This window comes from Arthrobacter dokdonellae (assembly GCF_003268655.1).
Classification (GTDB): Bacteria; Actinomycetota; Actinomycetes; order Actinomycetales; family Micrococcaceae; genus Specibacter; species Specibacter dokdonellae.
In genome coordinates, this window is sequence record NZ_CP029642.1 from 3,888,549 (window position 1) to 3,902,482 (window position 13,934).

The window sequence follows — 13,934 nt, forward strand, 5'->3', positions numbered from 1 at the left end:
CGACAAGATAGAGCATGGCCGCAGGAGGTGGCGATTGTCAATCGAATGTAGGCCGAAAGTTCCTATTGGCGGCGTGTCGCGCCCACCAATTATTGATTGCTCACTCGGGAAAGTCTTCCAGCCACTTCCGGACGGTCTCAAGAATCTGCTCGTGGCTGGCCGCCAGTGCTTCCCGGGGTTGGCCCGTCCCGGCCCGGCCGAACGTCAGGCGGCAGCGGAAAGGCTGATCGGCGTTGGCCTCGGACCAAATGCGGATCACCATGGTGCCACGGCCGGCGGTGTCATCGCCTGCGTGATCAGCGTTCATGGTGACTACCGCCAATTCCTCTTCCTTCATTGCGGACCCCCCTAAGACCCGTACGTGACTACCCATCAGTAATTTGCCCAGTGTATGCCCCAATGCCCGATCGGGCCATGCGGATTTCCAGCGTGTGGACAAGCCGGGACTGCGGAGGGCCAGCGAGGGGCGCGGCCCGCCGTGTCGGTCCCTCGTGGGAAGGTGGAGCCATGACTGGAATTGGATGGCTTGTGGCCATATTGATGTTGTTGGCCGGCCTGCTCGTGGGCGCCGCCGTGGCCGCCCTGATGTTCCGCCGGCGGCTGCTGGCTGCACAGGAGCAGACGGAGGCGGCGCAGCGGCGGGCCGGTGAGGTGAACGCGAACTTTGCCGCGGCCGACGCCGAACGCCGCCTGTTGTTCAACCAGAACCGTGCGCTTTCCGCCCAGCAGGGTTCGGATTCCTCCGTTCTGCAGGCCTTGGGTCCCGTCTCGGAAAAGCTGAACGCCGTACAGCGCCAGGTTTCCTTGCTGGAACGGGACCGGGTGGAGCAGTACGGGCAACTTGCCGAGCAGCTGCGTGAGGCGAAGGATGCCGACGCGAAGCTTCTGGCCACCACGATGTCACTGGAGTCCGCGCTGCGCTCCAACAATGCCCGGGGCAAGTGGGGTGAGGTGCAGCTGCGCCGCGTGGTGGAGTCGGCCGGCATGCTGGCCCACGTGGACTTTGACGAACAGGTCCACACGGCCACGGACGACGGCGCCCACCGTCCCGACATGGTGGTTCGCCTGCCCGGCGGCAAGGAGCTGGTGCTGGATGCGAAGGTGCCGCTGTCCTCCTACCTTCGTGCGCACGACGCCGGTCCGTCCGCAGGTGCCCAGGCGGACGAACACCTGGCGCGACACGCCAAGGCCGTCAAGGCGCATGTGGACTCGCTGGCCGCCAAAAAATACTGGACATCCGCGCACAACTCGCCGGAATTGGTGATCTGCTTTGTGCCGGTCGAGTCCATCCTGTCCGCGGCACTGGTCGCCGACCCGGCGCTCCTGGACTATGCCATGACGAAGGGCGTGGTGCTCGCTTCGCCAATTTCCCTGTTGGCGATCCTGAAGACCATCGCGTTCAGCTGGCGTCAGGACGTGCTGACCGAAAGCGCCAAGGAACTCTTTGACCTCTCGGCCCAGTTGTTCTCGCGCCTGGGCGTCATGGGCGAGGCCGTCGCCGGTGTGGGCGCGTCACTGAAATCCTCCGTGGAACGCTACAACAAGCTGGTCGGCACGCTGGAAGCGCGGGTTCTTCCCACGGCCCGAAAGCTGAACGCCTTCGACCCGAACACGTTGGTGGCTCCGGCGCTCGTGGAAGCGTCGCCCCGGTCGCTGACGGCGCCGGAGCTGGAGGAACGGGCAGGTTAGTCCCCACGCCCTCCCGGATGAACCCGCTGGCGCGGCTTCACCCAGGTCCCTCGGGCGCGTGGGCCCACGCCCTAACCTACGCGGCCGTGTCCGCCCAGGCCGCGCGAGGTGTCCCCGGCCGCCTTCAATGTGGCGCGCAGTTCCTTGGGGAGCGAGAACAGGATGTCTTCCTCCGCGGTGACCACTTCTTCGACGTCGCCGTAGCCGTATTCGGCGAGGAGGCGCAGCACGTCGTGGACCAGGATTTCGGGGACGGAGGCGCCGCTGGTCACCCCGACGGTGGCCACGCCTTCAAACCAGGATTCGTCAATCTCGTTGGCGAAGTCCACGCGGTGGGAAGCCTTGGCACCGTATTCCAGGGCCACTTCCATCAGGCGCACCGAGTTGGAGGAGTTGGCGGAGCCCACCACAATGACCAAGTCCGCCTGCGGGGCGATCTTCTTGATGGCCACCTGGCGGTTGGTGGTGGCATAGCAGATGTCGTCGCTGGGCGGGTCCTGCAAGTTTGGGAAGCGGTCGCGCAGTATCTTGACAATCTCCATCGTCTCGTCGACCGACAAGGTGGTCTGCGACAGCCAGATCAGGTGGTCCGGGTCCTCGACGTCGACGGAGTGGGCCTCGGCAGGGTTGTTCACGATGGTGGTGCTCTCCGGTGCCTCCCCGTACGTCCCTTCCACTTCCTCATGCCCCTCGTGGCCGATGAGCAGGATGTGGTTTTTGGCCTTGGCGAAGCGCACGGCTTCACGGTGGACCTTGGTGACCAGCGGGCAGGTGGCGTCGATGGTGCGCAGATTCCGGTCTTCAGCCGACTGCACGACGGCGGGGCTCACCCCATGGGCGGAGAAGACCACCAGGGCGCCCTCGGGGACCTCGTCGGTTTCCTCGACAAAGATGGCGCCGCGTTCCTCCAGCGTCGAAACGACATGGACGTTGTGGACAATCTGCTTGCGCACGTAAACCGGCGGACCGTAGTGTTCCAACGCCTTTTCGACGGCGATCACCGCCCTGTCCACGCCCGCACAGTAACCGCGCGGGGCGGCCAGCAGGACGCGCTTGGGGCCGGCCACGGGGGCGGCCGCGGCCACCTCTTCGGGCGACCGGCGGCGGCGCGGAATGGCAGGGATGGGGACGGAAACCGCAGTGGCGCTCATGACCCCATCTTACGTTGTCCGGTTCCTCCCCAGCAGGCTGGTGAGGAGCCCCACAACAACCAACACGGCCGCGACAATGAACCCCAGCGTGATGCCCCGGTGCCAGCTCGCCTGCGCCTGGGCGGCGAGTTCGCTCCCGAACTGGGCCACGACTTGATTTCCGGCCCCCATCGCCGTGACCTGGTCCCCCACCAGCCCGGAGCCCAGCAGCCAGGCGAGCGCCACAAGGCCCATGCCCAGACCTGCCAGGACAAGGGTCCGGGCCCTTCTGCGGGCCACCACCAGGGCAAGCAGCAGGAGAACGACGGCGGCGAGCGCCAACCAGGCGCCCATGCCTCCTACCCGGGTCAGCAGCGGAATGGCCTTGGCCACTTCCTGTTGGTCAAAGCTGACGATCATGTCCTTCGATGTGGGCAGGTTCACCCCGGTGTCCGACGAGACCTTGGCAGCCACCAGCCGGACGAGTGGGGCAATGTCCAGATGGACGTCGCCGCTTCCCTGCTGCTGTGCCGACGGGTTGAACGTCAGGTCGTGGCTGCGGCGCAACGTTTCGGACCAGGCGTCTGCGTAGCCCGGCTGGGTGTACAGGGACCGCGCCGTTGACTTGATGACGGCTGCGGCCACGTCCTGCAGCTGCTGGGGAAGGCTCAGCTGGGCAGCCGCCTGCGTGGCGACCATGGACGAAAGGCTCTTCTGGAAATCGGCGTTGCTGCCCAGCGGTCCCGCCAGCTCGACGAAGCCTGGCCCGTCCACAAGGTTGCGTTCGGCCCAGATCGCCGGACCGGCAACTGCCGCCAGCAGGAGTGCCGCAATGACGAGTACTGCCGAAACCAATGAGCGCATAGGCCATCCCTTGCTAGAAGTGGTGAGCTTTCACTTTATGCGAAGAACTTCGGCGCCCATTCCAGGTTGTCCGGGCGGTCCGGGCCGGAGGGTGTGGACAGCTGCCCCCGATTGTCGGCGGCCAAAGCTAGAGTGGAACCACGGTTTGCACCCGTGAGTTGTGTTGTTGCCCACCTGAGGACGGAGAGCGTTGCCCATGCAGGAAACCCCGGAACGGAAAGTCATTCCCGCCACGGCGGCACAGACCTCGCCCGAAAATCCGTGGCCCCTGGCGATGCTGAGCCAAAAGCTGAAGGCCCACATTGAAACGGCACCCCCCGCCTGGGTCGAAGGCCAGATCATTGAGCTGAACAAGCGGGCCAACGTCAACTACCTGACCATTCGCGACATCGACGCCGAGGTCTCACTCAGTGTCACCGTCTGGGGTTCAGTCCTCAGCCAGCTCGCCATGCCGCTGGAGCGGGGCGCGCGGGTGGTGGCACAACTCAAGCCCGACTTTTGGCTGAAAACCGGCCGCCTCTCCATGCAGGGCCGGGACATCCGTCCGGTGGGCCTGGGTGACCTGCTGGCCAGGATCGAACAGCTGCGACAAGCCCTGGCGGCCGAAGGGCTGTTTGACCCGCGTCGGAAGAAGAAGTTGCCGCTGCTCCCCCACCGGGTCGGGCTGATCACGGGCCGCAATTCGGACGCCATGAAAGACGTGCTGCGCAACGCGGCGCTGCGCTGGCCGGCGGTCGAATTTGAGGTGCGCGAGGTGGCCGTCCAGGGCGTCAATGCCGTCGCGGCCGTGATCGAGGCGCTTCGCGAACTCGACGCCGACCCGGTCGTGGACGTGATTGTCATCGCCCGCGGCGGCGGTTCGATGGAGGACCTACTGCCCTTCAGCCATGAATCCCTGGTCCGTGCCGTGTCCGACGCAGCGACGCCCGTCGTCAGCGCCATCGGCCACGAGGCGGACCGGCCGCTGCTCGACGACGTCGCGGACCTGCGCGCCTCCACCCCCACTGACGCCGCCAAGCGGATTGTGCCTGACGTCCTCGAGGAACTACGCCGCGTGGACCAGGCCCGGGACCAGCTCAACCGCCGCATCAACCAGCTGCTGGAGCGTGAAGGCGACCGGCTGACCCAGCTGCGCTCCCGCCCGGCCCTGTCCCGCCCTGAGACGATGCTCACGGCCCGGGCCGACGACGTCGCGAGGCTGGGCGGGCGGGCCCTGACCGCGGTGCGCGGCCAGGTGGGGCGGCACGGAGACCAGGTCAGGCACCTCCGGGCCCAGGTGCGTGCGCTGTCCCCGCAAAAGACGCTCGACCGCGGCTACGCCGTCGTACAGCTGAGGGACCGCAGCATTGTGCGCGACCCTGCCCAGGCCCCTGTCGGCACACCCCTGAAAATCCGCGTGGCCGGCGGCGACTTCGCCGCCGCCACAGCCAGCTCGAAGTAAAGGACAGACCATGAGCCCGGAAGCTACCACCACACCCACCCCGCAGAACTCCGACATTGGCGCGTTGAGCTACGAGCAGGCGCGTGAACAGCTGGTGGCCGTGGTCAACCAGCTTGAGGCAGGCAGCTCCAGCCTCGAGGATTCACTGGCGCTGTGGGAGCGCGGGGAGGCCCTGGCCAGGAAATGCGAGGAATGGCTCGAGGGCGCCAAGGCCCGTCTCGACGCGGCCCGCGCAACAACGGAGAGTTAGCCACTGCCGCTTCGCGCCGGAGGAGACGGCATTTTCGTAGCCGACGTAAAGGAGTCCGTAAGGCCGCCCGCGGCCGTGGGTCGGATAGTGGGCGAGAAATTACCGGCTTCGCTGGCGGTTTGCCGGTCAGACGTCCTTGAGACGGGCGCGTTCGTGCTGGACGTCGAAGTCGCCGGGTGGCCATTGCAGGTTCATGGACGCAAGTGTTTCGATGAGGATCTCCTGCACGGCAAGGCGTGCGTACCACTTTTTGTCCGCCGGGACGACATACCACGGAGCATCCGGGGTTGAGGTGCGCTCGAAGACTATTTGGTACGCGTCCATGTAGGCAGGCCAGAAGGCGTGCTCGTCGAGGTCGCCGGGGCTGTACTTCCAGTACTTGGTGGGATCGTGCAGGCGTGCCCGCAGCCGCTCAAGCTGTTCAGCCGCGCCGAGGTTGAGCATCACCTTCACCACCGTGGTCCCGGCCGCTGCCAGTTCCGCCTCAAAGTCGTTGATGGCCTGGTACCGCCGGTCCAGCTCGGATTCATCCGCCCAGCCGTGGACGCGATGGATCAGCACGTCTTCGTAGTGGGACCGGTCAAACACGCCCAACATGCCGGGGCCCGGGGCAGCCCCGCGGATGCGCCACAGGAAGTCGTGCGCCTTCTCCTCCTCCGTGGGGGCCTTGAACGCAGTCAGGTTCACACCCTGCGGGTCGACGGCGCCCACCACGTGCCCCACGATCCCGCCCTTTCCCGCGGTGTCCATGGCCTGCAGGACCAGCAGGATGGACTTCTTGGAGCCAAAGCGGCTCTCGGCGAAGAGCTGCTCCTGGAGCTGCGCCAAAACCGGCGCCCGACCGCCCAACGCGGCTGCGCCGTCGTCCTTCCTGCCGGAAAAGCCGGGCGACGCATCCGTGGGCCGGCCGGCCAGGACAAAGCCGGCGTTCACCTTGAGCAGTTCGGACGGGCTGGCGGTGAATCCAAGGGGCAGTGACACGGTGGAACCTTTCCTAGGGTTTGTACGTGCTCAGGAATTCGGCAATCCGCCCCACGGCCTCCTCCAGGTCTTCGACGTTCGGGAGCGTGACGAGCCGGAAATGGTCGGGGCGGATCCAGTTGAACGCGGTTCCGTGGGAGATGAGGATCTTTTGCTGCTCCAACAGGTCCAGCGCGAACTTTTCGTCGCTCTTGATCGGGTAGACGTCCGGATCCAGCTTCGGGAACAGGTACAGTGCGCCCTTCGCCTGCGTCGTGGAGACACCGGGGATCTCGTTCAGCAGCCGATAGGCGATGTCCCGCTGTTCACGCAGCCGCCCGCCCGGCAGGACGAGGTCCTCGATGCTCTGGTGCCCGCCCAGGGCCGTCTGGATGGCATGCTGGCCGGGCACGTTGGCGCACATGCGCATGTTGGCGAGCAGGTTGATGCCCTCCAGGTAATCCGCGGCGCGGGACTTGGGGCCGGAAATGGCCAGCCAGCCGGAACGGTAGCCGCAGATCCGGTACGCCTTGGACAGCCCGCTGAACGTCATGCAGAGCACGTCGTCGGCCGTGATGGTGGCCGTGTTGGTGAAGGCGGTGCCGTCGTAGAGGATTTTCTCGTAGATCTCGTCGGAGAACACGATCAGCCCGTGCTTGCGGGCCAGATCCACCATGCCCGTAAGGATATGGGGCGGGTAGACGGCGCCGGTGGGGTTGTTCGGATTGATGATGACCAGCCCCTTGGTCCGGGGCGTGATCTTCGCCGCGAGGTCCTCCAGGTCGGGCCACCAGTCGTTGTCCTCGTCGCACAGGTAGTGCACGGGGCGGCCGCCGGCCAGGCTGACGGAGGCGGTCCACAGCGGGTAGTCCGGAGTGGGCACGAGGACTTCGTCGCCGGTGTCCAGCAGCGCCATCAGCGACAGGGTGATGAGTTCGCTGACGCCATTGCCCAGGTAGACGTCGTCGACGTTGATGTTGTGGATGCCGCGCGTCTGGTAATACTGGACGACGGCGGTCCTCGCCGAGAAAATTCCGCGTGAGTCGCTGTAGCCCTGGGCGTGCGGCAGGTGGCGGATCATGTCCACGAGGATGGCGTCCGGCGCCTCGAAGCCAAACGGGGCCGGGTTGCCGATGTTCAGCCTCAGGATGCGGTGGCCTTCCGCCTCCAACTTTTGGGCCCGCTCCAGGACCGGGCCGCGGATGTCATAGAGGACATTGTGAAGCTTGGTGGACTGCTTGAAATCTGCCATTTACCAAATATGGCACACCGCCCTAGCCGGTGCCGGTGTGACGTGCCCGGCGGGCCGTGCCAATGGCTAGGAAGTGGCCTTCAGGAGCCCTTTTTGCACCAGCCAGGCACGGGCCACCTGGGCCGGCGAGCCAAAGTGGCTGCCGGATCCGATCCGGTTCAGGTTGACCAGCTCGTCATTGCTCAGGGCCGCGGTGACCTTGTTCAAGACGGCCTGCACGTCGGTGGAAACCTTTTTTGCGTTGATGACGGGAACCACCGTTTCCGGCCGGAAGATGCCCTTGGTGTCCGTGAGGGCCACCAAGGCGTTGTCGTCGATGGCGGGCGACGAGCTGTGGATGTCGGCCACCTGGATGTCGTCGCGGAGCAGGGCCAGCAGCAGCTCGTTCTTGGTGGAGGACAGTTCCCGGTAGGCCTTGGGGACGCAGTTGTAGTCGGACCCCACGGCGGACAGCCCCCGGTCCTTGGTGCGGAAGGACGCCGAGCCGCCAAACGTGAGAATCCCGCACACCTTGGCCAGGTCTCCGATGGTCTTGAGGTTGTATTTTTGTGCCGTCACGGTGGTGACGACCAGCGAATCGTCGTCCTCGGCCTTGGCCGGGTCGAGCATGGCGGTGCCTGCGGGAAGCGCCGTTTTGAGGGCGTCGAGGACCGGCGCCGTGGCCGACGCCCCGGTGGCCGGGTCGAGCTGCAGGAGCATGGCGCTCGAGTAGCCGGGGGTCACGTCCACCGTTCCCGCCGCAAGCTGGTCCAGCAGCGTGGGATCCTTGGGGTCCTCCGCCTTGACCGTCGCTGCCAGGCCCGCGGCGTTCAGGGCGGCCGCGTACACGTTGGCGAGCAGCTCGCCCTCCTTCGGGTTCGCGCCGTCCGGCACGGACGGGGTTCCCACCACCAGCGCCGGACCCCTTGACTGCGTGGCGCTGGGAATGACCACTATGGGGCTGGGGGTGCATGCGGTGGCGCCCGTGAACAGCAGCGACACCACGGCCGCCGCCGCGGCCAAACGTTTTAGGCGCATGCTCTCCCTTGATGTCAGGAGGGCCTGCCGGCCCGCCGGTGCAACTGGACGGGGCGTGTGCTGGTGCGCGGCCCCAAGGTTTAAGCTTACCGGTGGCGGGCCACGGGGACGGCACGGGCGGGCGTGGTCAGCCCAGGTCTTCGATGTGGACGGGTCCTTTGGCACCGAGGTCGGCCGTCTCCCGCAATTCGGCCTGCATGCCTGCGTGCTCCAGTTCCAGGACCGTGAGTCGGTTGGTGCCGGCCCGTAGCAGCGGCGCCGGAACATAGAGAGTCACCTGCGGGCCCACTTCCCAATACCGGCCCAGCAGGAAGCCGTTGGTCCAGACGAATCCCTTGCCGAAGCCCGGGAGTGCCAGGTGGGTGTCCGCCGGTTCGCGGACTTCGAACTCGCCGTGGAGCCAGCCTGGGCCGGCCGCAGTCCCGGCGCAAGCACCAGCCCCGGCACTGCCGGCCAGGTCCAGCAGTTCGTCCAGGGGCCGGTCCAGGTCCAGGGTCCGTTGTTCCCAGTGGAAGACGTAGCGCTGGTTGACCAGCACGCCGCCGAGGATGCCCTTGCCCTGGCCGAACAGGGGCCCGTAGTTGATGCGGCCCTGGTTTTCCACCAGAATTTCCAGCACCACGGATCCGCCGGGGTGCGCCACCTGCAGGCCAGTCTCCTCGGTGCCGTCGGACAGGACGCCGGCGGGCACACCGTCAATCCACACGTGGGCGCGGTCGTGCAGGCCGCGCAGCTTGATGGTCCCACCCCCGAGTGGAAGCACGGCCCGGGCCGTGTAGTGGACCATGCCGCGGTCCAGCCCCAGCTGCTCAAAGGACAGCGGCTTGAGGCTGCCCACGGGCTCCCCCGCCCTGGCAAGGTCCAGCAGCCCGGTGCCCGGCACGAGGTCAATGGCCGACGCCGGAAGCACCGTGGCCGGCCGCGTCAGCGACTCGGGCAGGGGCGTCAGTTCGCGGCCGCCGGCGGCAAAGAAGGCCGCCCGCATGGCGTGGAACTTTTCGGTCAGCCGGCCGTCTTCGGCGATGGGCGCGTCGGAGTCGTAGCTGGTGACGGTGGGCTGGATGACGCCGTCGTGGTTGCAGCCGGACGTCAGTCCAAAGTTGGTGCCGCCGTGCGCCATGTAGAGGCAGACGGAGCCGTCAAGGTCCAGAACCTTCTTCATCTCGGCCGTTGCCTCATCGGCGTTGCGTGTGTGGTGGTCCTCGGTCCAGTGGTCAAACCAGCCGTTCCAAAACTCCACGTTGAAGAAGGGCTCGCCGGGCCGGCGGCGCTGCCACACGGCGTCCGCGTCGTCTCCCCGGGAGCCCAGGGTCGCCGTCGCCCAGGTGTCCGGCAGGGAACCGCCGTCGAGGAAGTAGTCGGTGCCGCCGTCGGCCGTGAACAGCATTTCCGTGATGCCGCGGGAACGCAGGGCGTCACGGTTCCAGCGCAGGTATTCAGCGTCGTCGCCATAGCTGCCGTATTCGTTTTCGATCTGGACGGCGACTACCGGGCCGCCATTCGCTGCCTGCAGCGGCGCAATGACGGGCAGGAGCTCGTCATACCAGGCGCCCACCACCCCGGTGAAGCGCGGGTCCGATGAGCGCAGCACCATGCCGGGATCTGAGATGGCCCAGGACGGGAAGCCCCCGTTGTCCCATTCGGCGCAGATGTAGGGACCGGGGCGTACTATGACGTCCAGGCCGGCGTCTCCGGCGAGGGTGATGAAGCGCGCGAGGTCGCGCCACCCGGTGAAATCCGGGGGCACGCCCTTGGTTGGCTGGTGGAAGTTCCACGCCACGTACGTGTCCAGTGTGTTGACGCCCATGGCGGCCAGCCGCGCGATCCGGTCCTGCCACTGCTCCGGGTGGACGCGGAAGTAGTGGATGGCGCCGGCGATGATGCGGTGGGGCCGGCCGTACCTGTGCAGCCGCCGGCCGGAATGGGACAGGGACGGCGCGGCCCGGCCGGAGACCTCGGGCGCCGGGACGGTGACCTCGGGCGCTTGGACGGAGACCTCGGGCGCCGGGACGGAGACCTCGGGCGCTTGGGCGGGCATTCCGTTCACGCGCAAATCTTCTCCTGGCGCTCGCTGGGCCGTCTCGGACGGCACACTTCTGTTATCGATAACAATCATAGGCGAAGGGAGGCGGGCGGGCACAATCAGCGGTCGCGGTCGGGAACGGTCATGTTACGGGAAACAACTACACTGGGACGAACAACACCGACTCCCAGGGCCGCCGCCGCGCTTGCGGCGCACGGCCCCAGCCCAGCGAGGACGCCCGCCATGGAACCGAAAATCAAGCGCGGCCCGGCCATGCGCGACGTCGCCGCGGCGGCCGGCGTCTCGGCGCAAACCGTCTCACGCGTGCTCAGCGACCATCCCAACGTCCAGGAAGCCACGCGCCGGCGTGTGCTGGCGGCCGTGGAAGACCTGGGCTACCGCCGGAACAACACCGCCCGGGCGCTGGTCACCGGCCGGTCCAAGACGATAGGCGTGCTGACGCTGGCCACGAATTACTACTCACGGTCCTCGCTGGCCCTGGGCATCGAACTGGGAGCCCGCGAAGCCGGTTACACCGTCAATTCCGTGACCTCGGACCTGAGCGTGCAGGCGCTGACCGACGCCGTCAGCCGGCTGGTGCTCCAGGGCGTGGACGGGCTCATCATCGCGACGCCGCTGCGCGACGCCGCCCCGAAGGTCCGCCAGCTGACCGCGCGCATTCCCACCGTCACCACCGATGGCTCTTCCGGAAGCGGCGACGGGCTGGTGGGCGTTGACCAGGACATAGCGGCCGTCCTGGCCACACGGCACCTCCTCGACCTGGGCCACCGGACCGTCTGGCACGTGGCCGGCCCGAGCGACTGGTCCGACGCCGCGAGCCGCCTGGACAGCTGGCGCCGGACGCTGACGGAGGCCGGCCGCGAGGTGCCCCCGGAACTCCACGGCGACTGGAGCCCGGAATCCGGCTACCGCAACGGCCTGATCCTGGGCCGAATGCCGGAGGTGACTGCCATTCTGGTGGCCAGTGATGAAATGGCCTTCGGCGTCATCCGGGCGCTGAGCGAACTGGGCCGGCGCATCCCGGAGGACGTGTCAGTAGTGGGCATTGACGACATCGACCTGGCCGCCTACGCCAACCCTCCCCTGACCACCATCCGCCAGTCTTTCGAGGACACCGGGCGCCGGGCCGTCCTGCACCTCCTGGCGCAGATTGCCAACCCGGACATGGGTGACTATCCGGAGCTGGTGGCGCCGACGCTGATTATCCGCGGAAGCACCGCGCCGCCACGCTGACCGCGCCGCCAGCCTGAGCGTCGCGTCCCGCCCGTCGCCGCTGCGACGACGCTGCGGCCGGCCGGCCTCCGGCTATTTCCTGCCGGGTGCTGCCTGTTGGGCAACGAGCAACGGCACACCGTAGATGGGGTCCTTATCCAGGATCCGCACATCGTCCAGGCCCTTGGCGGCCAGGTGCCGCTTGAAGGATTCCTGCAGGGCGGGCACGTTGCTGCCCAGGCCGCTGCCCAGGACAATGGGTCCGGCGACCCCCAGCTGCGCCGCCACCTGGTGCGCCATCGCGGCAAGGTCGGCGCCGGCGCGGTCCACCATGGCAAGCGCCCCCGGATGGCCGTTGGCCGCTGCCGCCACGACCACTGGCGACGCGGCGGCCCAGTAGCGGCGTGTGGTGCCTGAGTGAAAGTGGCCGATCAATTCGCGCGGGCTCTTCAGCTTGCAGTACTCGAGCAGGCCGCGGGTCAATGCGTCCGGTTCGGCGCCCAGGTCCATTTGGTGCAGGCTGTGCCTGACGGCTTCCCGTCCCAGCCAGTATCCACTGCCTTCGTCGCCAAGCAGGTAGCCCCACCCCCCGGCGCGTGCCTCGTAGCCTTGGGCGTTGGTGCCCCACGCCGCGGACCCCGTGCCCGCGATCACGGCCACACCGGTGGAGGCGCCGCCGGCGGCGAGGAGAAGGCGGGTGTCGTGCACCACGGTGATCGCGGCTCCCGGCACAAAGGGACCGATGAGCGCGCGAAGGGCGTCGGCGTCGTCGTCCGTGTCCACGCCGCCGGCGCCCGCAAGCACCACGTCCGGGCGCGGATTGCCCAGCTTCCCGAAGAGCTCCGCCAGGTTGTCGCGGGCGGTTTCGACGCTCACGTTTTGCACGTTGGCGCTGCCCGCGCCCGCGTCCGCGGCGACGGTCCCGCCCGCCCAGAGCATGCCGCGTGTTTTGGAGCCGCCAATGTCCAGGCCCAGCACGGCCGGCTGCGGGACATCGGGCATCAATGAGTGGCTTGTCACCCACCTAGACTAATGGCATGTTCGCTTCCCCCATCATCGTTGCCCCCATGGCCGGCGGAACCACGACGCCGGAACTCGCCTTGGCTGCCCGCCGCGCAGGTGCCTTCGCCTTCGCCGCGGGCGGGTACAGAACGGCCGCATCCCTCGCCGAGCACCTGGCACCCCTGCGGGCCGCCGGCGGCGGCTTTGGCGTAAACCTGTTTGTCCCGCGCACCGCACCGCTGAACCCCGCCGACGCCGCCGCGCTGGCCCGCTACCGCACGGAACTGGCGGCGGGCGCCGAGCGCCTGGGTGCCGAGCTTCCGGCCGATCTGCCCGGCCCCGCGGACCCCAAGGCGCAGGACTTTTGGGAAGAAAAGCTGGACCTGCTGCTGGGCGATCCGGTGCCGCTGGTCTCCTTCACCTTTGGCCTGGCGCCCGACTCCGTGGTGGCGGCGCTTCACGCGAAGGGCACGCAGGTGGTGGCGTCGGTGACCAGCGTTGCCGAAGCGGTGGCAGCGGCCGGTACCGGCGTGGACGCGCTGGTGGTGCAGCATTCCAATGCCGGTGGCCACTCGGCGGCCTTCCTGCCGGGCGCCTCGCAGGGCGCGCCCGGTATCGTGGAGCTGGTCGCCGAGGTGAGGGACGCCGTCGGGCTTCCCCTGGTCGGAGCCGGCGGGATTGGCGACGCGGCAACGGCCAAGGCCGTGCTGGCGGCCGGCGCCGAGGCGGTGCAGCTGGGGACGGCCGTGTTGCGCAGCGACGAAAGCGGCGCCCGCGCGCTGCACAAGGACGCCTTGGCCGATCCGGCCTACACGGCCACTGCCGTCACCCGCGCGTTTACGGGACGGGCGGCGCGGGCGCTGGTCAACGATTTTGTCCGCAGACACTCCGCCTCTGCGCCCCATGCGTACCCCGAAGTGCACTTCCTCACCGGACCGCTGCGCGCCGCCGCTGCGGCGTGCGGGGACCGGGAGTCCCTGAACTTGTGGGCCGGGACGGCATGGCAAAAGGCTGCCGCCGGGCCGGTGGAGGGCATTGTCAAGGGCTTTCTGGACGGACTGTAGGCTCCGTCG

Annotated in this window: 13 protein-coding genes; 5 read left to right on the top strand and 8 right to left on the bottom strand. The window is 67.8% G+C overall.

Annotation, left to right across the window (positions count from 1 at the left end; all coding sequences use genetic code 11):
- Nucleotides 1-100: 100 nt before the first annotated feature.
- Complete coding sequence (locus DMB86_RS17370) at nucleotides 101-337, bottom strand: hypothetical protein (protein WP_129545581.1); 237 nt, start codon at nucleotides 335-337, stop codon at nucleotides 101-103.
- Nucleotides 338-507: 170 nt separating this feature from the next.
- Here DMB86_RS17370 and DMB86_RS17375 point away from each other — a divergent pair, with 170 nt between their 5' ends.
- Complete coding sequence (locus DMB86_RS17375) at nucleotides 508-1,689, top strand: DNA recombination protein RmuC (protein WP_113718890.1); 1,182 nt, start codon at nucleotides 508-510, stop codon at nucleotides 1,687-1,689.
- A 71-nt stretch (nucleotides 1,690-1,760) separates the two neighbouring features.
- Here the strand turns inward: DMB86_RS17375 and DMB86_RS17380 are convergent, their stop codons facing one another.
- Complete coding sequence (locus tag DMB86_RS17380) at nucleotides 1,761-2,840, bottom strand: 4-hydroxy-3-methylbut-2-enyl diphosphate reductase (RefSeq protein WP_113718891.1); 1,080 nt, start codon at nucleotides 2,838-2,840, stop codon at nucleotides 1,761-1,763.
- A 9-nt stretch (nucleotides 2,841-2,849) separates the two neighbouring features.
- Nucleotides 2,850-3,683: a hypothetical protein gene (locus DMB86_RS17385; protein WP_113718892.1), complete on the bottom strand. Its 834-nt coding sequence runs from the start codon at nucleotides 3,681-3,683 to the stop codon at nucleotides 2,850-2,852.
- Between the two features lie 196 nt (nucleotides 3,684-3,879).
- Between DMB86_RS17385 and xseA the strand changes: the two genes are divergently transcribed.
- On the top strand, nucleotides 3,880-5,124 hold the full coding sequence (gene xseA, locus DMB86_RS17390) for an exodeoxyribonuclease VII large subunit (protein ID WP_171814539.1): 1,245 nt from the start codon (nucleotides 3,880-3,882) through the stop codon (nucleotides 5,122-5,124).
- Nucleotides 5,125-5,134: 10 nt separating this feature from the next.
- Nucleotides 5,135-5,374, top strand: coding sequence for an exodeoxyribonuclease VII small subunit (locus DMB86_RS17395; RefSeq protein ID WP_113718894.1), 240 nt, complete (start codon nucleotides 5,135-5,137; stop codon nucleotides 5,372-5,374).
- 126 nt (nucleotides 5,375-5,500) lie between these two features.
- Here DMB86_RS17395 and DMB86_RS17400 read toward each other — a convergent pair whose 3' ends face one another.
- The 4 genes from DMB86_RS17400 to DMB86_RS17415 form a co-directional block, all read right to left on the bottom strand.
- Nucleotides 5,501-6,355, bottom strand: coding sequence for a PPK2 family polyphosphate kinase (locus DMB86_RS17400; protein ID WP_113718895.1), 855 nt, complete (start codon nucleotides 6,353-6,355; stop codon nucleotides 5,501-5,503).
- A gap of 13 nt (nucleotides 6,356-6,368) precedes the next feature.
- Nucleotides 6,369-7,586, bottom strand: coding sequence for a pyridoxal phosphate-dependent aminotransferase (locus DMB86_RS17405; protein WP_113718896.1), 1,218 nt, complete (start codon nucleotides 7,584-7,586; stop codon nucleotides 6,369-6,371).
- A gap of 66 nt (nucleotides 7,587-7,652) precedes the next feature.
- A complete protein-coding gene (locus DMB86_RS17410) occupies nucleotides 7,653-8,603 on the bottom strand; it encodes an ABC transporter substrate-binding protein (protein ID WP_113718897.1) in 951 nt (316 codons plus the stop codon).
- Between the two features lie 127 nt (nucleotides 8,604-8,730).
- Nucleotides 8,731-10,641 carry a glycoside hydrolase family 35 protein gene (locus DMB86_RS17415; RefSeq protein WP_113719668.1) on the bottom strand — a complete coding sequence of 637 codons (1,911 nt, stop codon included), beginning with the start codon at nucleotides 10,639-10,641 and terminating at the stop codon, nucleotides 8,731-8,733.
- 228 nt (nucleotides 10,642-10,869) lie between these two features.
- On the opposite strand from DMB86_RS17415, the gene DMB86_RS17420 reads away from it, so the two are divergent.
- The gene (locus DMB86_RS17420) at nucleotides 10,870-11,880 is read left to right on the top strand and encodes a LacI family DNA-binding transcriptional regulator (RefSeq protein WP_227878466.1); all 1,011 of its coding nucleotides are present in this window, start codon (nucleotides 10,870-10,872) and stop codon (nucleotides 11,878-11,880) included.
- A 72-nt stretch (nucleotides 11,881-11,952) separates the two neighbouring features.
- Here DMB86_RS17420 and DMB86_RS17425 read toward each other — a convergent pair whose 3' ends face one another.
- Entirely contained in the window at nucleotides 11,953-12,861 is a 909-nt protein-coding gene (locus tag DMB86_RS17425; RefSeq protein ID WP_113718898.1) for an N-acetylglucosamine kinase, read from the bottom strand.
- Between the two features lie 35 nt (nucleotides 12,862-12,896).
- On the opposite strand from DMB86_RS17425, the gene DMB86_RS17430 reads away from it, so the two are divergent.
- Entirely contained in the window at nucleotides 12,897-13,925 is a 1,029-nt protein-coding gene (locus DMB86_RS17430; RefSeq protein WP_113718899.1) for a nitronate monooxygenase, read from the top strand.
- The last annotated feature ends 9 nt before the right edge of the window (nucleotides 13,926-13,934 follow it).